The sequence below is a fragment of the Streptococcus dentiloxodontae genome, assembly GCF_053206925.1.
In genome coordinates this window covers 143690-166671 of record NZ_JBRUHR010000001.1, presented here as the reverse complement: position 1 = coordinate 166671, position 22982 = coordinate 143690, and the positions used below count along the sequence as shown (strand labels likewise).

The 22982-nt window shown below is 38.1% G+C and carries 21 protein-coding genes and 1 pseudogene; 20 read left to right on the top strand and 2 right to left on the bottom strand.

Going from position 1 to position 22982, the window contains the following annotated elements; genetic code table 11:
• Window positions 1-7: 7 nt before the first annotated feature.
• The 17 genes and pseudogenes from ACVRZ8_RS00755 to ACVRZ8_RS00675 all read left to right on the top strand — a co-directional run bounded on the left by ACVRZ8_RS00755 (window position 8) and on the right by ACVRZ8_RS00675 (window position 17493).
• Window positions 8-484: a cell wall elongation regulator TseB-like domain-containing protein gene (locus ACVRZ8_RS00755; protein WP_447447403.1), complete on the top strand. Its 477-nt coding sequence runs from the start codon at window positions 8-10 to the stop codon at window positions 482-484.
• Window positions 485-1666 (top strand): pyridoxal phosphate-dependent aminotransferase, encoded by a 1182-nt coding sequence (locus tag ACVRZ8_RS00750; protein WP_447447401.1) that lies wholly within the window; start codon window positions 485-487, stop codon window positions 1664-1666.
• Between the two features lie 3 nt (window positions 1667-1669).
• Complete coding sequence (locus ACVRZ8_RS00745) at window positions 1670-2152, top strand: protease inhibitor I42 family protein (RefSeq protein WP_447447399.1); 483 nt, start codon at window positions 1670-1672, stop codon at window positions 2150-2152.
• A 93-nt stretch (window positions 2153-2245) separates the two neighbouring features.
• Window positions 2246-2614, top strand: a pseudogene (locus tag ACVRZ8_RS00740) (VOC family protein).
• 20 nt (window positions 2615-2634) lie between these two features.
• Window positions 2635-3981, top strand: a complete 1347-nt coding sequence (gene asnS / locus ACVRZ8_RS00735) for an asparagine--tRNA ligase (RefSeq protein WP_447447397.1) — start codon at window positions 2635-2637, stop codon at window positions 3979-3981.
• Window positions 3982-4186: 205 nt separating this feature from the next.
• Complete coding sequence (locus ACVRZ8_RS00730; RefSeq protein ID WP_447447395.1) at window positions 4187-8122, top strand: glycoside hydrolase family 70 protein; 3936 nt, start codon at window positions 4187-4189, stop codon at window positions 8120-8122.
• 62 nt (window positions 8123-8184) lie between these two features.
• Window positions 8185-8565, top strand: a complete 381-nt coding sequence (locus ACVRZ8_RS00725) for a RidA family protein (protein ID WP_447447393.1) — start codon at window positions 8185-8187, stop codon at window positions 8563-8565.
• Window positions 8566-8709: 144 nt separating this feature from the next.
• On the top strand, window positions 8710-9444 hold the full coding sequence (locus ACVRZ8_RS00720) for a DUF1003 domain-containing protein (RefSeq protein ID WP_447447391.1): 735 nt from the start codon (window positions 8710-8712) through the stop codon (window positions 9442-9444).
• Window positions 9434-10324: an RNase adapter RapZ gene (gene rapZ / locus ACVRZ8_RS00715; RefSeq protein WP_447447389.1), complete on the top strand. Its 891-nt coding sequence runs from the start codon at window positions 9434-9436 to the stop codon at window positions 10322-10324. Before ACVRZ8_RS00720 ends, rapZ begins: the two co-directional genes overlap by 11 nt.
• Window positions 10321-11295 (top strand): YvcK family protein, encoded by a 975-nt coding sequence (locus tag ACVRZ8_RS00710; protein ID WP_447447387.1) that lies wholly within the window; start codon window positions 10321-10323, stop codon window positions 11293-11295. Before rapZ ends, ACVRZ8_RS00710 begins: the two co-directional genes overlap by 4 nt.
• Complete coding sequence (gene whiA, locus ACVRZ8_RS00705) at window positions 11292-12203, top strand: DNA-binding protein WhiA (RefSeq protein WP_447447385.1); 912 nt, start codon at window positions 11292-11294, stop codon at window positions 12201-12203. Before ACVRZ8_RS00710 ends, whiA begins: the two co-directional genes overlap by 4 nt.
• Before the next feature lie 35 nt (window positions 12204-12238).
• Window positions 12239-13636: a C69 family dipeptidase gene (locus ACVRZ8_RS00700; protein ID WP_447447383.1), complete on the top strand. Its 1398-nt coding sequence runs from the start codon at window positions 12239-12241 to the stop codon at window positions 13634-13636.
• A 125-nt stretch (window positions 13637-13761) separates the two neighbouring features.
• Window positions 13762-15294 carry a zinc ABC transporter substrate-binding protein AdcA gene (locus tag ACVRZ8_RS00695; protein ID WP_447447381.1) on the top strand — a complete coding sequence of 511 codons (1533 nt, stop codon included), beginning with the start codon at window positions 13762-13764 and terminating at the stop codon, window positions 15292-15294.
• A gap of 174 nt (window positions 15295-15468) precedes the next feature.
• A complete protein-coding gene (locus tag ACVRZ8_RS00690; RefSeq protein ID WP_447447379.1) occupies window positions 15469-16224 on the top strand; it encodes a class I SAM-dependent methyltransferase in 756 nt (251 codons plus the stop codon).
• 14 nt (window positions 16225-16238) lie between these two features.
• Entirely contained in the window at window positions 16239-16577 is a 339-nt protein-coding gene (locus ACVRZ8_RS00685) for a cupin domain-containing protein (RefSeq protein ID WP_447447378.1), read from the top strand.
• Window position 16578: 1 nt separating this feature from the next.
• Window positions 16579-16884: a cupin domain-containing protein gene (locus ACVRZ8_RS00680; RefSeq protein WP_447447376.1), complete on the top strand. Its 306-nt coding sequence runs from the start codon at window positions 16579-16581 to the stop codon at window positions 16882-16884.
• 201 nt (window positions 16885-17085) lie between these two features.
• On the top strand, window positions 17086-17493 hold the full coding sequence (locus tag ACVRZ8_RS00675) for a hypothetical protein (protein WP_447447374.1): 408 nt from the start codon (window positions 17086-17088) through the stop codon (window positions 17491-17493).
• Window positions 17494-17535: 42 nt separating this feature from the next.
• Here the strand turns inward: ACVRZ8_RS00675 and ACVRZ8_RS00670 are convergent, their stop codons facing one another.
• On the bottom strand, window positions 17536-18549 hold the full coding sequence (locus tag ACVRZ8_RS00670; RefSeq protein WP_447447372.1) for a YeiH family protein: 1014 nt from the start codon (window positions 18547-18549) through the stop codon (window positions 17536-17538).
• A gap of 203 nt (window positions 18550-18752) precedes the next feature.
• On the opposite strand from ACVRZ8_RS00670, the gene ACVRZ8_RS00665 reads away from it, so the two are divergent.
• Window positions 18753-19469 (top strand): glucosaminidase domain-containing protein, encoded by a 717-nt coding sequence (locus ACVRZ8_RS00665; RefSeq protein WP_447447370.1) that lies wholly within the window; start codon window positions 18753-18755, stop codon window positions 19467-19469.
• A 108-nt stretch (window positions 19470-19577) separates the two neighbouring features.
• Here ACVRZ8_RS00665 and ACVRZ8_RS00660 read toward each other — a convergent pair whose 3' ends face one another.
• The gene (locus ACVRZ8_RS00660) at window positions 19578-20495 is read right to left on the bottom strand and encodes a LysR family transcriptional regulator (RefSeq protein WP_447447368.1); all 918 of its coding nucleotides are present in this window, start codon (window positions 20493-20495) and stop codon (window positions 19578-19580) included.
• 204 nt (window positions 20496-20699) lie between these two features.
• On the opposite strand from ACVRZ8_RS00660, the gene glmS reads away from it, so the two are divergent.
• On the top strand, window positions 20700-22511 hold the full coding sequence (gene glmS / locus ACVRZ8_RS00655; RefSeq protein WP_447447366.1) for a glutamine--fructose-6-phosphate transaminase (isomerizing): 1812 nt from the start codon (window positions 20700-20702) through the stop codon (window positions 22509-22511).
• Window positions 22512-22649: 138 nt separating this feature from the next.
• Window positions 22650-22982 (top strand): zinc ribbon domain-containing protein YjdM, encoded by a 333-nt coding sequence (locus tag ACVRZ8_RS00650; RefSeq protein WP_447447364.1) that lies wholly within the window; start codon window positions 22650-22652, stop codon window positions 22980-22982.

The following is a 22982-nucleotide window of genomic DNA, read 5'->3' as shown; positions in this document are numbered from 1 at the left end:
AGGTTTGATGAAAGAACAAGGTTTGACACCGCTCAAGCAAGTACTTATCGGCAGTGTTTTAATCATCATTGCGGTCATTGTTTCTATCACTTCAATTTTAGTTGTGTCTACCAAACCTTACCGTGATGCTAAAAAAGAGACAACTCAGTTAGCTGCACGTTATGCTAAAGTGTCTAAAGTCACTGACTTTACTATTTACAATGGCAAAGCGACTTACTATAGTGTTTTAGGAATAACCTCAAAAAAGCAGGGTAAGGCCGTTATTGTTAATTCTGATACAGGAGCTATTGATGTGTACAATCAATCAGATGGTATTACAGCTAATCAAGCTAAAACCGTTGCCCAATCTCAGGGTGCCAAAAAAATTTCAGAAGTAAAATTAGGCATGTATGACGATACTCCTATTTGGGAAGTTAAAGCAGGGACAAAATATTATTTAGTCGGATTTATTTCTGGCCATGTTTTAAAAATAGAGGGACAGTAAATGACAAAATTATCAAATCGTGTATTAGAAATGGAAGAAAGTGTTACCTTGGCGGCAAGTGCACGTGCCAAAGCTTTGAAATCTCAAGGGCGTGATATTTTATCGTTGACTTTGGGAGAACCGGATTTCGTGACACCTAAAAATATTCAAGATGCAGCTATTGAGTCTATTCAAAATGGTAAGGCAAGCTTCTATACGGTTGCTTCAGGTTTACCAGAGTTGAAAGATGCGATTAGTAATTACATGGAAAATTTCTATGGCTATTCTGTTAATCGTGACCAAGTGGTGGCAGCAACAGGAGCTAAATTCATTCTATATGCTTTCTTTGCAACAGTTCTCAATCCAGCTGATGAAGTCATTATTCCAACACCATGTTGGGTATCTTACGTTGATCAAGTTAAGATGGTTGAGGGTGTTCCTGTGACCGTGGCCACAAAAGAAGCCAATGATTTTAAGGTGACCGTAGAACAACTGGAAGCAGCACGTACAGACAAGACTAAAGTTCTCTTGCTCAATTCTCCGTCAAATCCAACTGGGATGATTTATAGCAGAGAAGAATTGCAAGCCATCGGCGACTGGGCCGTGGCACATAACATTCTGATTTTGGCGGATGATATTTATGGCCGTCTGGTTTATAATGGCAATGAATTTACTGCTATCTCCAGTTTGTCAGAAGCTATTCGCAAGCAGACTGTTGTGGTCAATGGTGTGTCTAAGACTTATGCCATGACGGGCTGGCGTGTCGGTTTTGCTGTCGGAGATCCAGAAATTATCTCTGGAATGGCAAAAATTATTAGCCAAACCACTTCAAATCTGACCGCAGTTTCCCAATACGCTGCCATTGAAGCCTTGACTGGGGATCAATCTTCTATTGAAATCATGCGACAAGCCTTCGAAGAACGCCTTAATACCATCTATCCACTTCTCAACGAAGTACCAGGATTTGAGGTGATTAAACCGCAAGGTGCCTTCTACCTTTTCCCAAATGTCAAGAAAGCTATGGAGATGAAGGGCTATACTGATGTGACAGAATTTACTAATGCTATTCTTGAAGAAGCAGAAGTTGCTTTAGTAACAGGTGCGGGATTCGGTGCTCCTGAAAATGTCCGTCTTAGCTATGCAACAGGCCTTGATACCCTTAAAGAAGCCGTTCGCCGTATCAAGGCATTCATGGAAAAATAGCCAATGAAAATGCGTAGGTGGTTCTTCCTTGCCTTGTTGGCATTGGCGATTAGCAATATTTGTCTGGCTGGCTTGCTTTATCAAGCAAAGCAAGAAGTTCATGTGCTAAAAATTCAGGCTCGAAATATTATTTGGGATATTGATGATATTCAAGTTCAAAAAAATGATGACAACTTTAAGCTTACCTTTGCAAGCAATGGTTCAACAGGATATGATTGGTTGGTTAAAGATGTTCCATCAGGCTTAAAATTGGGAAAAATTTCTAATAAGAATGTGTCCGTTTTTGAAAGTGAACCAAATGAGTTGAGAACAGGGAGTTCAAGTCTTTCTTATCTTAAAGGAAAGGCTTTAAAAGATGGCAAATATGACTTTCAGTTGATTTACAAGAGGTCTTGGGAGGATAAAGCGCTCTATGCCTATCGGATTAGTCTTGAGTGCATTAACAAGAAGATTGTGTCAATAACTATTCAAGATACTTTAGAATAAAACGGAAAAATCTAGAATCAGAAATGCTGCGGCAAACCTAACAGAACAGGAGATAGCCCGTTCGTCTTATCAAGGCATTTCAGGAGGAAGTAAATGATTGATCATTTTAGTATTAAAGTAAAAAATTTAGAGGTTTCTAAGGCTTTTTATCAAGCAGCGTTAGCTCCTTTAAATTATCACATTCAATTTGATACATAATACGCAGCGAGTTTTGCAGAACCTAGGAATACCGATCCTACAGGTGATTTTTGGCTAAATATTGGCCAACAAGAACCCGAGCATTTTGCTTTCAGTGCTCAAAATGAAAAGGAAGTTGAAGCCTTCTATCAAGCAGCTTTGGCAGCCGGCGGCAAGGACAATGGTGCTCCAGGTGAGCGCAGTCAGTATCATCCAGGTTATTATGCCGCCTATGTCATTGTTCCAGACGGCAATAATATTGAGGCTGTTTATCATAAAAAGTAAAGGAAAAGAGAAAAAATTTAATGACGAAAGATTTAGTAACTATCATTGATGTCCCAAAGTATGTCGGTAAAGAAATTACCATAGGCAGCTGGGTTGCCAACAAGTCAGGTAAAGGAAAAATTGCCTTTGTCCAGCTGCGTGACGGCTCTGCCTTTTTTCAAGGTGTTGCCTTTAAGCCAAACTTTATTGAAAAATACGGTGAAGAAGCTGGTCTTGAGAAGTTTAATACCATTAAGCACCTGAATCAGGAGACCTCTGTCTATGTGACAGGTATTGTCAAAGAAGATGAGCGCTCTAAGTTTGGCTATGAGCTGGACATTACCGATATTGAAGTTATCGGCGGCTCTCAGGATTACCCGATTACGCCAAAGGAGCACGGAACGGACTTCCTGATGGACAACCGTCATCTCTGGCTGCGTTCGCGTAAACAGATGGCAATCATGCAGATTCGCAACGCTATTATCTACGCTTCCTATGAATTTTTTGACCAGAATGGTTTTATCAAGTTTGACAGTCCAATTTTGTCCGGTAATGCGGCTGAAAATACGACAGAGCTTTTTGAGACGGATTATTTCGGGAATCCAGCCTTTCTCAGTCAGTCCGGTCAGCTCTACCTCGAAGCAGGTGCCATGGCGCTCGGCCGTGTCTTTGACTTCGGACCGGTGTTCCGCGCGGAGAAATCAAAAACGCGCCGCCATTTAACAGAATTTTGGATGATGGATGCAGAGTATCCTTTCCTGTCGCACGAGGAGTCGCTTGACTTGCAGGAAGCTTATGTCAAAGCCCTTATCCAAGGTGTGCTTGACCGTGCACCGCAGGCTCTTGAACTGTTAGAGCGTGACACAGAGCTTCTCAAAAAGTACATAGCAGAACCTTTCAAACGCGTATCTTACGATGATGCCATTTCTCTTCTGCAGGAGCACGAGGCAGATGAAGATGCGGATTATGAGCACATTGAACACGGTGAAGACTTTGGTTCGCCGCATGAAACATGGATTTCCAACTATTTCGGTGTGCCGACTTTTGTTGTGAACTATCCGGCTAGTTTCAAAGCTTTCTATATGAAGCCAGTTCCGGACAATCCAGAGCGTGTGCTCTGTGCGGATCTTCTGGCACCGGAAGGCTACGGCGAAATTATTGGCGGCTCTGAGCGTGAAACGGATTACGATAAACTGCTGGAGAAAATCAGAGAAGAAAATCTTGACCCAGCTGATTATGAGTTCTATCTGGATCTGCGTAAATACGGCTCCGTTCCGCACTGCGGTTTTGGACTCGGTCTGGAGCGTATGGTAACTTTCGTTGCAGGAACCAAGCATATTCGCGAAGCTATTCCATTTCCACGGATGCTGCATCGTTTGAAACCATAAGTTTTATATAGGTCTGATGCATTAAAACAGTTTCTCTGCAATAGAAAATAATGTAACATACTAATATAAAACACAAAGTCTTGCAATATCATGCAGGGCTTTTTTTATGAATGATTAATTATATTATAAATTCAACTCGTACCCTATTTTAAGAAAATTTTATGGTATAATTAAAATGTTTTGCAAGAATTATTTGGGGGTATTTATGGAAAAGCAAACACATTATAAATTACGTAAAGTCAAGAAAAAGTGGATAACAGTTGCCGTAACAACAGCAACCGCTACGCTTGCGGGCCTATCTGCAACTGTCTCAGCAGATGTGGTTACTTCAACTGATTCAGCCAACCAGACGATTGCAGTACAGTCTGAAGGAGAAATACAGGATTCTACTGTATCTGAGAATCAAAATCAAAACATTAGTGCTTCTCAAAATGTAGCGTCAACGGCAGAAGTACCAGAAACTGCGCAACCTGAGCAAATATCTCAGACTGTGGCTGATGTTAATAATCAAACAGCTGAACAAACCAATCAAGCATCTGATTCTAATACAGTTGTTAACCTTTCTGATAATTCTAAACAGATTCAAGTATCAGAAATCAATAACGAAAGTCAAATAACTTCTGACAGTAATAAAGCAGTGCAACAGTCTACCGCCGTTGCTCCTAATGGTATTATTGAATCCCAATTTGCTAAAAGGGTGAACAATGTTGTTAAAAAACTTGTTGTTAATAACAACGCTAATGTCAATGCCTTTGCTGAAACTGGCACAGCTACAGCTGCAGCAAGTACTGATGTATATGACACTAATAATCGGGCTCATAGCAACTCAGCCAATGATTTTGAACAAGTTGATAATTATTTAACAGCAGATAGTTGGTACCGTCCAAAAGCTATCTTAAAAGATGGGAAAGTTTGGACAGATTCTACAGAAACAGATTTTCGTCCAATCCTTATATCTTGGTGGCCAGATACAACAACCGAAGTGAACTATATCAATTATATGAATAAGTATTTTGGCAAGACTCAGACTTACACTAATCAAAGCAGTGCGTCAGATTTGAAAAAAGCTGCTCAAGCTGTTCAAGTAAACATTGAAGAAAAGATTTCACAGGTTAAGAGCACTGACTGGCTTCGGACAGTTATGAGCGACTTTGTTAAAAGTCAAACAATTTGGAATATAGACAGTGAATCTCCTGAGCCAAATACAAACAAAGTCAATTTTCAGCGTGGAGCACTACTATATGTTAATGGTTCATTAACTCCTCAAGCTGACTCTAGCTATCGTTTATTAAACCGTACGCCATCTAATCAAAAGGGAACCAGCAATTACTTAGGTGGTTATGAATTCTTATTGGCTAATGATGTGGACAATTCTAATCCTGTGGTTCAAGCAGAACAGCTTAATTGGTTGCATTATTTAATGAACTTTGGTTCTATTTATGCTAATGATGCAGACGCTAATTTTGATGGTATTCGTATTGATGCTGTTGATAATATAGACGCTGATTTGTTGCAAATTGCAGGAGAGTATTTTAAAGCGACTTATGATGTTGATCAAAATGATGCTAATGCTAATCAGCATATTGCTATTTTAGAAGGTTGGGATCAAAATGATGCCGCTTATACTGTTAAACATGGTGGCAGTCAGATTACTATGGATGATAAATTCCGCCGAGCTCTTTTGTCTGTGTTGACAAGTTCGTCAGGTGAACGTGGTGATTTGTCTTTATTGATTAACAATAGTTTGGTTAACCGTCAGAATAACAGTACGTCAAATTCAGCAACTCCAAACTACACTTTTGTGCGTGCTCATGACAGTGAGGTTCAGACAGTTATTGCCAAAATTATCAAAGAATTTAATAGTGAATCAGATGGTTATGTGGTGACAGAAGCTGAGCTGAAAAAAGCTTTTGAGATATACAATGCTGATCAGAAAAAAACAATCAAATCCTATACTCAGTATAATATTCCTGCGGCTTATGCCTTACTCTTAACCAATAAAGATACCATTCCACGTGTCTACTATGGAGATCTTTTTACTGATGATGGCCAATACATGGCAACAAAGTCGCCTTATTATGATGCTATTGATACTCTTTTAAAGGCACGGGTCAAATATGTTGCTGGTGGTCAAAGTATGGCTGTTGTAAAATTAAGTCCGACAAATCGCAGCCTTAACAATCAAATTTTAACCTCTGTTCGTTATGGTAGCGGTGCAATGACAGTTACAGATACGGGGGATTCCAATACTCGTACACAGGGAATGCTTGTTCTAGAAAGTAACAATCCTAAATTAGGTATGTCTTATCGAGATAAGCTAACTGTAAAAATGGGGGCTGCGCATAAAAATCAAGCTTACCGTCCATTGCTTCTCACTACAGCAAATGGTATTACGACCTACCAATCTGATAGCGCAGCTTCAAAATTTATTAAGTATACGGACAGTCAGGGGAATTTGACTTTCACTTCTGAGGATATCAATGGTTATAGTAATCCACAGGTATCCGGTTATTTGGCCGTTTGGGTACCAGTAGGGGCTAGTGATACTCAAGACGCGCGTGTTAGCGCAAGTAGTAGCAAAACATCTGATGGTCAAGTTTTCCATAGTAATGCTGCTTTGGATTCTCATTTGATTTATGAAGGTTTTTCCAATTTCCAAGCGTTTGCAACAGATACATCTCAATACACTAATGTAGTCATTGCTAAGAATACAGACTTATTCAAATCTTGGGGAGTAACAGATTTTGAAATGGCTCCTCAATATGTTTCCAGTACAGACGGTACTTTTCTTGATTCTATTATTTTGAATGGCTATGCGTTTACTGATCGTTATGATTTAGGTATCAGCAAAGCTAATAAATACGGAACAGCTGAAGATCTTGTCAAAGCTATTAAGAATTTACACGGTGCAGGTATTAAAGTCTTGGCAGACTGGGTTCCCGACCAAATTTACAGCCTTCCTGAAAAAGAAGTTGTTACAGCTACTCGAGTTGATGTTTATGGAAATAAAGTTTCAGGTGCCACCATTGATAAGACGCTTTATGTTGCAAATACTAGAGGTGGAGGTAAATATCAAGCTCAATATGGCGGTGCTTTTCTTGAAGAACTGAAGTCTAAGTCTAAGTATGCAAAATTATTTAGCACCAACCAGATTTCGACTGGGAAAGCAATTGATCCTTCTGTGAAAATCACGGAATGGTCAGCAAAATACTTCAATGGAACTAATATTTTAGGACGTGGTTCAGGTTACGTCTTAAAAGACAGTGCTAGTGGAACTTATCTACATGTTGGCGATACAGTTGATCTTCCTAAGGCTTTACTAAGTGATTCAACTACTACGAACGGGCAGTCTGGAGCTGGCCAAAAAGCAGATTCAGATGATAGCAGTTTGACTTATTATTATCCAGACGGCCGTCAGGCTAAGGACGCTTTTGTCAAGATTGATGATAAGAATTATTATTATGGTAGTGATGGTAAGCAGTATCGTGATAATTATTATTTCATTGGTAATGATTGGTATTATTTTGACAGCAAAGGAGTTATGGCTGTAGGCCTTGTAACAATAAATGGTGCCAGTCAATATTTTGAACAAGACGGTAAACAGGTTAAAGGGCGTTTTGTTACAGGTAATGATAAGAAAGTTAGATATTTTGATCCAAATTCTGGAAATCTAGTAAAACAGCGTTTTGTAACCGATGGTTCTGGTAATTGGTATTATCTTGGTTCAGACGGATCGGCTGTTACTGGTCAGCAAACTATCAATGGACAAAAACTCTATTTTAAAGCTAATGGTCAGCAAGCCAAAGGAGTTTTTGTAACAATTGATAACAAAATTAGGTATTACGATGCTAATTCTGGTGAAATGATTACTAACCGTTTTGTAACCGATGGTTCTGGTAATTGGTATTATCTTGGGTCAGACGGATCGGCTGTTACTGGTCAGCAAACTATCAATGGTCAAAGACTCTATTTTAAAGCTAATGGTCAGCAAGTTAAAGGTGAATTTATAACCGTTGATAATAAACTCAGATATTATGATTCTAACTCAGGTGAGATGATCACAAATCGTTACATGAGATATAATGGAAGATATGTCTATTTTGACATTCAAGGTATTGGACGCTATTTTTGGTGGAATTAGTAGTCGTTTTCAGCTGATTCTGGTATAATAGGCTTAATTAGGTAAAAGAAGGAGTCTTATTCATGGCAAAAACAATCCATACAGATAAAGCACCTGCAGCTATTGGACCATACGTTCAAGGAAAAATTGTTGGAAATCTTTTGTTTGCTTCAGGTCAAGTACCATTGTCACCTGAAACAGGAGAAATTATTGGAGAAACGATTCAAGAACAAACTGAACAAGTGTTAAAAAATATTACAGCTATTCTAAACGAAGCTGGGACTGATTTTGATCATGTGGTTAAAACCACTTGTTTCCTTAGTGATATCAATGACTTTGTTCCCTTTAACGAGGTTTACGCAACAGCTTTTAAGTCAGATTTCCCTGCCCGCTCAGCGGTAGAAGTGGCACGTTTACCAAAAGATGTGAAAGTTGAAATTGAGGTTATTGCAGAAATCGGCTAACTAGATAAGAGAGTTGAGTTTATACTCGGCTCTTTTTTGTGCAGTAATAATATCAAAATGCCGCTTTTCTTTAATTTAGAGCTTTTTTCTGCCTGTGTGGTATAATAGTAATCGTAATTAGATACTAAGGTGGATTAATATTTTATGGCTTATAAAATAAAAAAGACTGAAGATATTAAATTTGGTCAGGTTGATTTAAACCTTCGCAAACGAATGCTGCGTGATTTTCCAGATTTGATTGAAGATAGCATTGTCAGTCCTTTAGATTTAATGAGTTATCGTTTGGACTATTTGGATGAAGTCATTGACAAAGCCAATAAGAAGAATGATTATGTCAAGGCGACCGTTTTTGATGTCACCAAAGACCGTGAATTCAGTCAGTTGGATGTTCAAGAGCAATTGGATCGTAAGATTACTTTTGGACAAAAGGTAGCCGATGATGTTGCTCGTTTTGGGGGATCTTGGACTTTTATCATTTCGTTTATTATCTTCATGGCTGTTTGGATGGCAATCAATGTGATTCGGCCTTTTGGAATCGCTTTTGACACTTATCCATTTATTCTGCTTAATCTTGCCCTGTCAACGATTGCTGCTATTCAAGCTCCTTTGATTATGATGAGTCAAAATCGTGCTTCTGATTATGATCGCCTGCAGGCCAAAAATGACTATTTGGTTAATAAGACATCAGAAGAGGAGATTCGATTGCTGCATACGAAATTAGATCACTTGGTACAGCAGGATCAGTCTGATTTATTAGTTATTCAGAAATTACAAAGTCAAATGATTGCTTCTTTAGGTCAGCAAGTTGAGGAGCTAAAAACTACCATTGAAATGCTCGGCCATGAAACAAAAGAAAGGAAAGAAACAGATGTCAGATAAAAAAATTAATGTGGTCATCGTAACGGGAATGAGCGGTGCTGGGAAAACAGTAGCTATCCAGTCCTTTGAAGATTTGGGGTATTTTACTATTGATAATATGCCTCCTACACTGGTACCTAAGTTTATCGAACTTGTCAAACATAATGAAGATACCGATAAATTGGCCTTAGTTGTTGATATGAGAAGCCGTCTCTTTTTTAAGGAAATCCCAGCCATTTGGGATGAATTAGAGACTGATGAAGCTATTGATTTTAAAATTCTCTTTTTAGATGCGACAGATGGTGAACTGGTTTCACGTTATAAAGAAACCAGACGCAGCCACCCTTTGGCTGCAGATGGCCGTGTTCTTGACGGTATCAAACTAGAACGCGAACTTCTAGCTCCTTTGAAAAGTCTCTCTCAGAATGTTGTTGATACGACTGAATTGACCCCGCGTCAGTTGCGTAAGACAATTTCTGAACATTTTTCATCGGATAATGATGCGGCTGTTTTTCGCATTGAAGTTGTTTCGTTTGGCTTTAAATACGGCTTACCTTTGGATGCTGATTTGGTTTTTGATGTTCGTTTTTTGCCCAACCCTTATTACCTTCCTGAATTGAGAAATAAGACTGGTTTGGAGAAAGAAGTGGCTGATTATGTGATGAATCACGAAGAATCAGAAGATTTCTACCAACATTTACTTGCTTTAATTAATCCCATTTTACCTGGCTATCAAAAAGAAGGAAAATCTGTTTTGACAATAGCCGTTGGCTGTACAGGCGGACAGCACCGTTCGGTTGCTTTCACCCACCGTTTGGCAGAAGAATTAAAGAAAAACTGGGTTGTTAATGAAAGCCATCGTGATAAGGAACGACGTAAAGAAACGGTGAACCGCTCATGAGAAAACCTAAAATTACAGTTATAGGCGGGGGAACAGGGATTCCTGTTATTTTGAGAAGTCTCCGCCATCAAGAGGTGGATATTACAGCAGTTGTAACCGTAGCAGATGACGGAGGCTCATCTGGTGACTTGCGCTCTGCTATGCAGCTGACGCCGCCGGGGGATTTGCGTAATGTCTTAGTTGCAATGAGTGACATGCCTAAACTCTATGAGCAGGTTTTTCAATACCGTTTTGAGCAGACAGACGGTGCCTTGGCTGGCCATCCATTGGGAAATCTCATCATTGCAGGTATTTCCGAAATGCAAGGATCAACCTACAATGCTATGCAGTTACTGACTAAATTTTTTCACGTAACAGGAAAAATTTATCCAGCCAGTGAATCCGCCTTGACCTTGCATGCCATTTTCCGAGATGGTCATGAGGTGATTGGTGAGAGTTCTATTTCTAACTATAAAGGAATGATTGATCATGTTTACGTGACCAACAGTTATAATGACGAAGAACCTAAAGCCAGCCGAAAAGTAGTCAAAGCTATTATGGAGTCTGACATGATTGTGTTAGGACCTGGTTCTTTATACACGTCTATTTTGCCCAATCTGGTTATCCCTGAAATCCGTCAGGCCTTGCTGGATACAAGAGCAGACGTTACTTATATTTGTAATATTATGACTCAGTATGGTGAAACAGAACATTTCACAGACGCTGATCATCTAGCGGTTCTCAACCGTCATTTGGGAACCGATGTTATTGATAATGTCTTGGTTAATATTCAAAAGGTTCCTCAAGATTATATGACAAGTAACCGGTTTGATGAGTATCTGGTTCAGGTCAATCACGATTTTTCAGGCCTTTGTTCTCTAGCTAAAACAGTTATTTCTTCTAATTTTTTACGTTTGGAAAATGGCGGAGCTTTTCACCATGGAGAGTTAGTCGTTGAAGAACTCATGAATTTAGTGAGGATTAAAGCATGACGTTTACCATTCAAGTCAAAGAAGAAATCCTAGCAGCTTCGTTAGGAGATAAGGCGGAGCTGTCTGCTTTGATAAAAATGTCAGGGTCGCTTGGTCTAACAGGGCAAAGGCTGACTTTGTCTATATCAACTGAAAATGCTAAAATTGCCCGTCATATTTATGCCTTGATTGAAAAAAGCTATCATATTAATCCAGAAATTAAGTATCATCAAAAAACAAATCTCAAAAAAAATCGTGTTTATACCGTTTTTGTAGCAGATAAGGTTAGCGACATGCTGGCGGATTTACAGCTAGCAGATTCTTTTTTTGGATTTGAGACAGGAATTAAACCTCTCATCATGAAAGATGATAAGGCAGGGCAGTCATATTTACGTGGAGCTTTTTTATCAACGGGAACTGTCCGTGACCCCGAATCCGGCAGATACCAACTGGAGATTTTCTCAATTTACCAAGACCATGCAGAAGATTTAGCAAATCTTATGCGAAAATTTATGTTAGATGCCAAGGTTATTGAACATAAAAACGGAGTCGTAACCTATCTGCAAAAAGCTGAAGATATTATGGACTTTTTGATCATTATTGGAGCAATGTCTTCTAAAGAAAATTTTGAAGAGGTTAAAGTTTTAAGAGAAACTCGAAACGATCTCAATCGAGCCAACAATGCAGAGGCTGCTAATATCGCCAGAACGGTTAATGCCAGCGTAAGAACCATCAATAATATTGTCAAAATTATGGAGACCGTGGGCATAGATACACTTCCTGCTGAACTGCGTCAGGTTGCTGAGATTCGCGTAGAAAACCCTGATTATTCCATTCAGCAGATAGCAGATAGTTTAGATACACAATTGACCAAAAGCGGTGTTAATCATCGTTTGCGCAAGATCAATAAAATTGCAGATGAACTTTAATATTTATCAGAAACCTAAAAAGAAGGGAGTTCCTTATGACCTGTACAACTATTCTCGTTGGGAAAAAAGCATCGTATGACGGTTCTGTCATGATTGCTCGAACAGAAGATTCCCAGTCGGGTATCTTTTGCCCTAAAAAGTTTGTTGTTGTTAAAGCAGAAGAACAGCCGCGACACTACCAATCTACCTTAAGCACTTTTGCTATTGATTTGCCAGAAAAACCGCTGCGCTATACTTCAGTACCTAATGCCCTTAATGACGAGGGAATTTGGGGTGAAGCAGGGATTAATGCAGCTAATGTTGCCATGAGTGCTACGGAAACTATCACGACAAATGCGCGTGTTTTAGGTGCCGATCCGCTGGTTAATTCGGGAATTGGCGAAGAAGATATACTGACATTGGTTTTGCCCTACATTAAAACCGCTAGAGAAGGTGTGGAGCGTCTGGGCTCTCTTTTAGAAAATTACGGCACCTATGAGTCAAATGGCGTTGCTTTTGCCGATACAGAAGAAATTTGGTGGCTAGAGACTATTGGAGGCCATCACTGGATTGCTCGTCGTGTTCCTGATGATAGTTATGTGACGATTCCCAATCAGTTAGGACTGGATCATTTTGAATTTGATAATCCAGATGATTATCTAGCTTCGTCTGATATTAAAAATTTTATTCAAAAGTATAATCTTGACTTGACCTATTCAAATGAGCATTTCAATCCGCGTTACGCTTTTGGAAGTCAGCGTGACAAAGACCGCCATTACAATACTCCCCGCGCATGGGCTATTCAGAAATTTCTTAACCCGGAGCGTGAACAAAATCCAAAATCATTCTTTTTACCGTGGTGCCAAAAACCTTATCGCAAGATAACCATAGAAGATATTAAATATGTTTTGAGTCTTCATTATCAAGATACCGAATTTGACCCTTATGGTCCTCAAGGGGATCAAGTCAGCAGACATCAATTTCGGCCTATCGGTATTAACCGCACCAGTCACACAGCTCTTCTTCAATTAAGACCCGATAAGCCTTCTCAAACGACTGGGATTCAATGGCTGTCTTATGGTTCTATGCCTTTTGCTGCCTTTGTTCCTTTTTGGACTCAAGTTGAAACCACACCGGCTTATTTTCAAAATACTACTGAAAAAGTCAGCACGGATAGCTTTTACTGGACGAACCGTCTAATTGCTGGTTTAGCTGATTCTCATTTTCATCAGCATGATGCAAGGCTTGACGATTATATTCAGAGTACGTTGGCTCTCGGCCATGCTATGATTCATTCTGTCGATGAGAATTTGGAAAATGGCAAAGCTGTAGATCTTGAAAGAGAAAATCAGCAGATAAGCGATCAGGTTCAAACGGAGACTGATAGACTTTTATCTGACGTTCTTTACACAGCAAGTAATCTTATGGCCAATAGTTTTTCGCTTAGTGATTAAGATTCATTGAACTCGCCTTGAAAAATAAGGTGAGTTTTTTTGATAAAAGACTTGCAAAAATCTTAAAGTGTAGTATACTTAACTAGTAAATCATTAACCAGTTAAGTATCTAAAAGGAGAAATTTATGAGAAAAAAACGTGTAGCGGCGCTGTCTTTAATTGCTGCCATATTGATAGCTGCAGGAGGCATTATCTACTATAGCATAGCTCAAGAAGAGGTAAAAAAAGCAAACAATCTGGAAGTTGTGACTACTTTTTACCCTGTTTATGAGTTTACCAAGGAAGTTGTTGGAAAAGAAGGAGAGGTGTCTTACCTGATTAGAGCAGGCTCCGAACCGCATGATTTTGAACCTTCCAGTAAAAATATAGCTGACATTGAAGATGCAGATGCTTTTGTTTATTTAAATGATAATATGGAAACTTGGGTTCCAGATATTGAAAAAAATATTGCAAAATCAGATACAGCTATCATAGAAGCAACAGGAGATATGCTGTTGTTAGCTGGCAACGGTATAGAAAGTGATGAAAAAAGCCACAAAGGACACAGTCATGAATTGGATCCGCATGTTTGGCTTTCTCCCAAACGAGCGATTACTCTTGTTGAGACTATTCGAGATGGTTTGATTAAGCAATTCCCTAAGTACAAAGAGAGTTTTACTAAGAATGCTGCTGCCTACATTCAAAAGCTGAGAGCGTTGGATTCAAGCTATACAGAGGCTCTTAGTTCAGCCAAACAAAACAGTTTTGTAACACAGCATGCAGCTTTTGCCTATCTCGCTTTGGATTATGAATTGAATCAGATACCGATAACAGGAGTTTCTGCTGAAACAGATCCATCTGCTAAACGAATTGCTAGTCTATCAAAATATGTTTCCAAATATAATATTCATTATATTTATTTTGAAGAAAATGCTTCTAGCAGTGTTGCTAAAACTTTAGCGGATGAAGTTGGTGTTAGTACAGCAGTTTTAAATCCTATTGAATCGCTGACGGATAAACAGCTCTCTTCTGGAGAAAATTATGTTACAGTCATGGAGGAAAATCTTAAGAACCTGCGCTTGACAACGGATGTAGAGGGAACGGCAATAGAACCTGAAACAAAGGAAACAAAAACTTCTGAAAATGGTTATTTTGATGATAAGGATGTTTCAAACCGTGATTTAACAGATTGGTCTGGAGAATGGCAGTCTGTATATCCATATTTACTTGATGGCACCTTGGATCAGGTTTTTGACTATAAAGCTCTAATAAATAAGGATAAAACTGCTCAAGAATATAAGGATTATTACACAAAAGGCTATACTACAGATATTTCTAAAATTAAGATTAATGGTGATGAAAAGAAGCTAACCTTTACCAAAGACGATGGGAAAAGCAACACCTATACCTATGAATATGCGGGGTATAAGATTTTGACTTATGAGTCTGGTAAAAAAGGTGTACGCTATTTGTTTACAGCAAAGGAAGCTGATGCTGGTCAATTCAAATATATACAATTTTCAGACCATCAAATTTCAAAAAATAAATCAGAGCATTTCCATATTTTCTTTGGCGGTGAAAGTCATGAAGCATTACTAAAAGAAATGGATAATTGGCCAACTTATTATCCGAGTCATTTGACAGGTCATGAAATTGCTCAGGAAATGGTGATTCATTAATGTAAAAAAGGGCAGGAAGACTGAGAGTATCACGATAATCAAGTCTGTCGTGCTCTTTTTCTTTTTTGAAAAGGATTGCAATTTGAGCTTGAAAAGACCTCTAATAAATCCTACAATAGAAGTCTAGGGGTAATCCTAGAAATCATTTTAACGCTCTGAAAGGAGATGATATAGATGACTCATAAAGAAGTCGGACACAATTTTCTTGCCAAATTAGGGAAGAAACGCTTACGGCCTGGAGGAATTACAGCAACTAACTGGTTAATTGAACAAGGCTATTTTTCTAAGGACAGTAAAGTTCTGGAGGTAGCCTGTAATAGGTGTACAACCTCTATTGAACTGGCTCAGCGATTCGGTTGTCAAATAGAGGCTGTTGATATGGATCCTCAGGCTTTGGACCAGGCACGCAGCAATATTGGGAAAGCTCAAGTTGGTCATTTGATTAAGCTTCATCAGGCAAATGCTATGAAACTTCCTTTTGAAGATGACAGTTTTGACATTGTTATCAATGAAGCTATGCTGACTATGCTACGCAACAAGGCTAAAGAAAAAGCTGTAGCAGAATACCTGCGCGTACTTAAACCAGGAGGGATTCTTTTGACACACGATGTTTCCTACGAAAATTCTCATATGGAAGAAGAACTCAGTCAGTTGTCTCAAACAATAAATGCCAATGTAGAACCCCTGCATGTGAATAAGTGGATAGACCTTTATAAAAATGCAGGCTTTTCAAAAGTCACTGAAAGTCATGGCAGAATGACTCTGATGTCAACATCGGGAATGATTAAGGACGAAGGGCTTTTTGCCGCTTGCCTTATTCTTTATCGAGGTATGAAGAAGGAAAATCGAGATCAATTTCTTAAAATGTATCGATTCTTCAATAAAACAGGTAAAGATTTGCGTTACATTGCTGTCGCATCACAAAAATAAAAAGGAGAAAAAAGATGACTTATATCAACAAAATTCCACAAGAAAAAGTTCTTGATCTAAGAAAAGAAGTACCGATTGAAGAAAATCAAATGCTGTCTCGTACCTTGGTACAGCGGCAGGACCTTGGTGTAACTATTTTCTCACTGGACAAAGATCAGGAAATCGCCCGCCATACTTCTCCTGGAGATGCCATGGTTAATATCTTGTCTGGCCTAGCTAGAATTCTCATTGGAGATAAAGAATATATGGTATCGGCAGGAGAGACCCTTATTATGCCTGCTAATATCCCCCATGCTCTCTATGCCCAAGAAGCTTTCCAAATGTTATTGGTAGTGGTTAAACCGGAGGTTTGAAATGACTCTAAATCTTAATCATCTGATAAAGGTTCATCCTTATCAAATTGCCAGTCGTAATCTTTCCAAAGATTTAAATATTACAGAGTCGGTTACTCTTTTTGCAATGGCCAAAGGGGAAACCATTAGTTCGGAAAAAGCCGAGCTTCAGAAATTTGTTATCATTTTAGAAGGAAATCTGTTACTTACGATTGATGGCGTTCAGACTGAGCTGTCTCTGCATGATTTTTTGGTTATTAAACAAGGACAGGTTCATGAATTGGAAGCTCTTGACGATAGTAAATTTCTTCAAATTCAGCAAAATTGAGAGTGTTTGAAAAATCAGTAAATTTATTATTTTGATTAAGAAACTAAAGAAATAGAACTTATCTATACTTATATAAACATTGTTATATCAGTTTTTATAAACTTTATGAAAAAATTCATAATTTATAAAAAATAGCTATAAATTTCCTCATTTTAGTGGTACAATAAAGGTATGATATTTGACCACTAGGAGATGCCCATTATGAACCAATATTTAGTTGCTATTCATTATATTGAACTTATTGAAGCAGAGTTTGATATTTTTCTTAAGGATTCCCGTTTGCTTTTTGATTTAAAAGTAGAACCTAGCATCGTTAAGGAAGAATTAAAAGAACTAAAGGCGGCAGCTCTGCAATTATCAGACAAAAACCGTTATATTGAAGGAACGATTTGGTATCAACCAACTCTATTTGATATCATTGATAAAAATTTAGGGGTTATTGATGATTGGTTGGGAGAGATTGATGTTTTCTTAGCAATTTCCTACAAAACGGAGATTGTACAGGCGTTACGCAATCAAGAAAAAGGATCTTATCACCTGTTAGTAGGACTTTATGATTATTTTGAAACTATTTTAACCGATATAAAAGCTTACCGATTAGCACGGTAAGCTTTTTATATGTAAGTAAAGATGGAGTTATTAATGTTATCATTACCACAAACCTAAAAGTTTTTGTATTCCGAGGGAAACACAGATGATTATAATCCAGCAAACACCGCCCAGAATCAGAGCATGACCGCCTTCTCTTACTAATTTTTTAGGATTGGTATTGAAACCAATAGCAGTCATTGCCATGACAATCATAAATTTAGACAGAGACTTTAAAGGTGTAAAAATATTTGTTGAGAATCCAAAAGAAGTAAGAAAGGTTGTTATTAAGGAAGCTAATAAAAACCAAATGATAAATTTAGGGAAAGCTTTTACTATCGAATAAGAAGACTGGGCTTTAGCATGTGATTTTTTAATTTGATGTAATGATAAAAACAGGGTAATAGGGATAATGGCAAGCGTACGGGTCAATTTGACAACTGTGGCCTCGTTTAATATGGCTGTTTGATGAATAGCATCCCAAGAGCTAGCTGTTGCTGTAACAGAAGAAGTATCATTAACTGCAGTTCCAGCAAAAATGGCAAAACCGTGATTTGACATTCCAAGCCAAGAACCAAGGTGAGGAAAAAGAAGCGCAGCCAGAATATTATAAAAGAAAATAACAGAGATAGCTGTTGCAATTTCTGAATCTTTTGCCTTGATTATAGGAGCGGTTGCAGCAATGGCAGAACCACCGCAAATAGAAGACCCTACCCCAACAAGAGTTGATACTTCTTTGTCAAAATGAAAGATCTTTTGAAAGAGATAAGCGGTAAGGAGTGCTGATAAAATAGTAGCAAGAATAATGGGTAAAGATTGGCTGCCAACGGCAAAAATTTGAGAAAAATTCAACCCAAAACCTAATAAAATAACAGCATATTGCAATACTTTTTTTGAAGAGAACTGTATCCCTCCCTTTAATATCTCTTTATGAGAAAGAAAGAGTCCGCTTACTATTCCCAATAAAATTCCAAAAACAGGACTTCCAATCAATGGAAAACATAATCCGAGCCACCAAGCTAGAGCGGAAATGAGTATAATAATACTAATACCGGGTAAAATTTTTCTAAAACTCATAAAAGACCTCCTTATTCTTGAAAAATATTATATCTAATTTGATAAAAAATGTAAAGATAATGTAATAAAAACGCTTAAGGCAATAGGATTGCAGAAGTTTTCCACAGGGCGACAGAAAAGTCCAATCAAAGCTATTGAATGTGTATCATTTTTCTGCTATGATAGTATCAAAATATTGAAAAAAGACGATCAAGGAACTCATTATGCTAAAATATTTAAAAAAATATATTATTTTTCTAGGATTGGCTTTCTTTGCCTCCTTGAGTTTAGTATTGGCATTCACTACGGAAGCAAAAGATAATTACTCGGTAAAAGCTTCAGCGGATACAGAAACTATCTATAGCCAATCAACAGTGAATTTTATAAATTCAGTTGGAGAAACGGCGCGTCAAATTGGACAAGAATATGATATCTATGCTTCTGTATTGATTGCGCAAGCTATTCTTGAATCAAATTCTGGGCAGTCTTCTCTAAGTCAAGCACCTTATTACAATTACTTTGGTGTTAAAGGTGATTATAATGGTAATTCTGTCACTATGAAAACGTGGGAAGATGATGGCAGCGGCAATGCTTATCAGATTGATGACGATTTTCGTTCTTATGGAAGTCTTTCTGAATCTTTTAATGACTATGCTGCTTTATTGTCAACTAGTTATTACTCAGGAACATGGAAATCTAACACATCAAGTTATATGGAAGCAACAGCTGCTTTAACTGGAACCTATGCAACAGACACTTCCTATAAAGATAAATTAAACAGCATTATTGCTTATTACGATTTAACAGTTTATGATCAACCTCTGATTTCTAATGCTGAAGCAGCAACAGATTCAAATGGCAGTGTCTGGAACAGTTATCGTGGTTCTTATACTGACTCAGAAACACTTGCAGAAGATGAAGCTTGGGCAGAGCGTGACTAAAAAAGCTAGGATTTCCTAGCTTTTTATTTTTTTAGTATTAGCATAACAGATATTATCCGAATCATAGTTTTTGAATACTAAGTTGTTTACTGTTTAAGATTGCTTTTATTAATAATCAATATCATCGAATTGAACTTCTTCAAGTAGATAATCAATAAATTTTTCTCCCATCTTTGAGAGATTAGCTTTTTCATGCCTGATATAAACAATATCAATCTCGTCTTCAACATCAAGCGGAATGGAAACAATATTATCACCGTTGAGATTGCTGTTTAAAATACCAGTAGCGATAGTGTATCCGTCTAAACCAATCAGTAGGTTAAAAAGAGTGGCACGATCCGATACGACGATAGATTTTTTGTGAGGGATTTGAGATAAAATTTCTTCTGAGTAATAAAAAGAATTGTGAATTCCTTGGTCATAGCTTAGATAAGGAAAATCTTCTAAATCACTTAATTTTACGAGATTACGGTCTGCCAAGGGATTGGATTTGCTGACGAAAATATGCGGGTGCGCTTTGAAAAGGCTGGTATAAGTCAATCGATTATCATCAAACATTTTGGTCAGAACATCGCGATTATAACTGTTTAGAAAAAGCACACCGATTTCAGAGCGAAAGTTCTTGACATCTTCTACGATTTCCCAAGTGCGGGTTTCCCGTAGAAAAAGCTCGTATTGAGACATGTCAGTTCCTTTTAGCAATGAGACAAAGGCGTTGACAACAAAGGCATAATGCTGTGCTGATACGCTAAAAAGCTCACGTGTTTCATTTTTTGATTTATAACGCTCTTCAAGAAGTGTGGTTTGTTCTACAACTTGACGTGCATAGGATAAAAATTCAACACCATCTTTTGTCAATGTAATACCTTTGGGATTTCGGATAAAAATATCAATTCCCATTTCACGTTCAAGATCTCGAACCGCATTTGATAGACTAGGCTGAGTGATAAATAATTGTTTTGCCGCTTCATTCATAGAACCTGTTTCGACAATTTTGATAATGTAATGTAATTGTTGGATACGCATGTATTCATTATAGCATATTAAGGCTTAGTCTGGTATGTTCGATTTATTTTGAACCGCTCAGCATGTTTAGGACTATACCAATTTTATACTTGACAGTGAAAAAGCAAAAGAATATACTGTCTTTATCTGTTTAGTATCTTTTTTGATAACTATACCAATTTTAAAAAGGAGAAGTGATCTCAAGGGAGATTACTAATAATTTATATGTGTGGTATTGTAGGTGTTGTTGGTAATAGAAATGCTGTAGATATTTTAATGCAAGGACTTGAAAAATTGGAATATCGGGGTTATGATTCGGCAGGAATTTATGTTACCAATGGAGATAGATCAAGTCTAGTCAAATCGGTTGGCCGCATTGCAGACCTTCGTGCCAAAATTGGTATTGATATAGCAGGTACCGCTGGTATCGGTCATACACGCTGGGCTACTCACGGTCAAGCCACTGAAGAAAACGCGCATCCGCATACTTCAGCAACTGGCCGTTTTGTATTGGTTCACAATGGTGTCATTGAAAACTATCTGCAAATCAAGGAAGACTATTTAGCTGGTCACAATCTGAAAGGTGAAACAGATACCGAAATTGCTGTTCATTTGATTGGACAATTTGTAGAAGATGGTTTGTCTGTACTTGAAGCTTTCAAAAAAGCTTTGCATATCATTGAAGGTTCTTATGCTTTTGCGTTGGTAGATTCACAAAATCCAGATACTATTTATGTCGCTAAAAATAAATCACCACTTTTAATCGGTCTTGGTGAAGGTTACAATATGGTCTGTTCAGATGCTATGGCTATGATTCGTGAAACATCTGAATTTATGGAAATTCACGACAAGGAATTGGTTGTTTTGACCAAAGATTCAGCAAGAATGATGGATTACGATGGCAATATTATTGAACGAGAATCTTATACGGCTGAACTTGACCTCTCTGACATCGGTAAAGGAACCTATCCTTACTACATGCTTAAAGAGATTGACGAGCAACCAACAGTTATGCGTAAATTGATTTCAACTTACGCTAATGAAAATGGTAATTTAACAGTTGATCCTGCTATTGTGAAGTCTGTTCAAGAGGCTGATCGCATTTATATTTTGGCTGCTGGAACATCTTACAATGCTGGCTTTGCTTCGAAATCAATGATTGAAAAATTGACTGATACACCAGTGGAGCTGGGTGTTGCTTCTGAATGGGGCTACAATATGCCGCTTCTCAGTAAGAATCCTATGTTTATCTTATTAAGCCAATCTGGTGAAACAGCTGACAGTCGTCAAGTATTGGTTAAAGCCAATGAAATGGGCATACCGAGTCTGACAGTAACCAATGTTCCTGGCTCAACACTGTCTCGTGAAGCGACTTACACCATGTTATTACACGCTGGGCCTGAAATTGCAGTTGCTTCTACCAAGGCTTATACAGCACAAGTTGCAGCACTGGCCTTCCTTTCAAAAGCAGTTGGCGAAGCTAATGGCAAAAAAGAAGCGCTGGAATTCGATCTTGTACACGAACTATCAATCGTAGCACAATCTATTGAGGCAACTCTTTCCGAAAAAGATTTGATTGCTGAAAAAGTTAAGAATCTACTAGCAACAACTCGCAACGCTTTTTATATTGGCCGTGGTAATGATTATTATGTGGCAATGGAAGCCTCATTGAAATTAAAAGAAATTTCCTATATCCAATGTGAAGGGTTCGCTGCTGGTGAGTTGAAACACGGTACAATTTCGCTGATTGAAGATGGAACACCTGTGATTGGTCTGATTTCATCAAGTGAAGCTGTTGCAGCTCATACGCGCGGAAATATTCAAGAAGTTGTTGCGCGTGGTGCTCATGTTTTGACTGTTGTTGAAGAGGGTCTAGAAAAGGATGGGGATGATATTGTGGTTAATAAGGTTCACCCTTATTTGACAAGTATTTCCACTGTTATTCCCACTCAGTTAATTGCTTACTTTGCTTCCTTGCAACGTGGTCTTGATGTTGATAAACCACGTAATTTGGCTAAAGCGGTAACGGTTGAATAGGTTTAAACGCCTAAGAATTATCTCGATGTTTTTAGATTTGCAGGTTTATTCAATCTTGTCAAATTAAGACATCTAATGTTAGAATAAAAAGAGTAGCTGATAAGTTCAGCAATATTCAAAAGGGAGAAATTATAATTAATGTCTTTACCAAATTGTCCAAAATGTAATTCAGAATATGTTTACGAAGATGGTATTCTCTTGGTTTGTCCAGAGTGTGCTTATGAATGGGCTCCCAATGAAGCTGCAGAAGAAGAGGGATTGGTTGTCCTTGACAGCAACGGCACACGTCTTTCTGATGGTGATACAGTCACCGTTATTAAAGATCTCAAGGTTAAAGGAGCACCCAAGGATATCAAACAGGGGACACGTGTTAAAAATATTCGCCTAGTTGACGGTGATCACAATATTGATTGCAAAGTGGACGGGTTTGGAGCTATGAAGCTTAAGTCTGAATTTGTGAAAAAACTGTAA

Excerpts from the sequence above, each read along its gene's own strand:
- ACVRZ8_RS00665 (WP_447447370.1), top strand. The coding sequence starts at position 18,753 with ATGCTAAAATATTTAAAAAAATATATTATTTTTCTAGGATTGGCTTTC.
- ACVRZ8_RS00745 (WP_447447399.1), top strand. The coding sequence starts at position 1,670 with ATGAAAATGCGTAGGTGGTTCTTCCTTGCCTTGTTGGCATTGGCGATT.
- ACVRZ8_RS00750 (WP_447447401.1), top strand. The coding sequence starts at position 485 with ATGACAAAATTATCAAATCGTGTATTAGAAATGGAAGAAAGTGTTACC.
- glmS (WP_447447366.1), top strand. The coding sequence starts at position 20,700 with ATGTGTGGTATTGTAGGTGTTGTTGGTAATAGAAATGCTGTAGATATT.
- ACVRZ8_RS00690 (WP_447447379.1), top strand. The coding sequence starts at position 15,469 with ATGACTCATAAAGAAGTCGGACACAATTTTCTTGCCAAATTAGGGAAG.
- ACVRZ8_RS00695 (WP_447447381.1), top strand. The coding sequence starts at position 13,762 with ATGAGAAAAAAACGTGTAGCGGCGCTGTCTTTAATTGCTGCCATATTG.
- ACVRZ8_RS00720 (WP_447447391.1), top strand. The coding sequence starts at position 8,710 with ATGGCTTATAAAATAAAAAAGACTGAAGATATTAAATTTGGTCAGGTT.
- ACVRZ8_RS00685 (WP_447447378.1), top strand. The coding sequence starts at position 16,239 with ATGACTTATATCAACAAAATTCCACAAGAAAAAGTTCTTGATCTAAGA.
- ACVRZ8_RS00650 (WP_447447364.1), top strand. The coding sequence starts at position 22,650 with ATGTCTTTACCAAATTGTCCAAAATGTAATTCAGAATATGTTTACGAA.
- whiA (WP_447447385.1), top strand. The coding sequence starts at position 11,292 with ATGACGTTTACCATTCAAGTCAAAGAAGAAATCCTAGCAGCTTCGTTA.
- rapZ (WP_447447389.1), top strand. The coding sequence starts at position 9,434 with ATGTCAGATAAAAAAATTAATGTGGTCATCGTAACGGGAATGAGCGGT.
- ACVRZ8_RS00730 (WP_447447395.1), top strand. The coding sequence starts at position 4,187 with ATGGAAAAGCAAACACATTATAAATTACGTAAAGTCAAGAAAAAGTGG.
- ACVRZ8_RS00755 (WP_447447403.1), top strand. The coding sequence starts at position 8 with ATGAAAGAACAAGGTTTGACACCGCTCAAGCAAGTACTTATCGGCAGT.
- asnS (WP_447447397.1), top strand. The coding sequence starts at position 2,635 with ATGACGAAAGATTTAGTAACTATCATTGATGTCCCAAAGTATGTCGGT.
- ACVRZ8_RS00660 (WP_447447368.1), bottom strand. The coding sequence starts at position 20,495 with ATGCGTATCCAACAATTACATTACATTATCAAAATTGTCGAAACAGGT.
- ACVRZ8_RS00680 (WP_447447376.1), top strand. The coding sequence starts at position 16,579 with ATGACTCTAAATCTTAATCATCTGATAAAGGTTCATCCTTATCAAATT.
- ACVRZ8_RS00700 (WP_447447383.1), top strand. The coding sequence starts at position 12,239 with ATGACCTGTACAACTATTCTCGTTGGGAAAAAAGCATCGTATGACGGT.
- ACVRZ8_RS00675 (WP_447447374.1), top strand. The coding sequence starts at position 17,086 with ATGAACCAATATTTAGTTGCTATTCATTATATTGAACTTATTGAAGCA.
- ACVRZ8_RS00725 (WP_447447393.1), top strand. The coding sequence starts at position 8,185 with ATGGCAAAAACAATCCATACAGATAAAGCACCTGCAGCTATTGGACCA.
- ACVRZ8_RS00670 (WP_447447372.1), bottom strand. The coding sequence starts at position 18,549 with ATGAGTTTTAGAAAAATTTTACCCGGTATTAGTATTATTATACTCATT.
- ACVRZ8_RS00710 (WP_447447387.1), top strand. The coding sequence starts at position 10,321 with ATGAGAAAACCTAAAATTACAGTTATAGGCGGGGGAACAGGGATTCCT.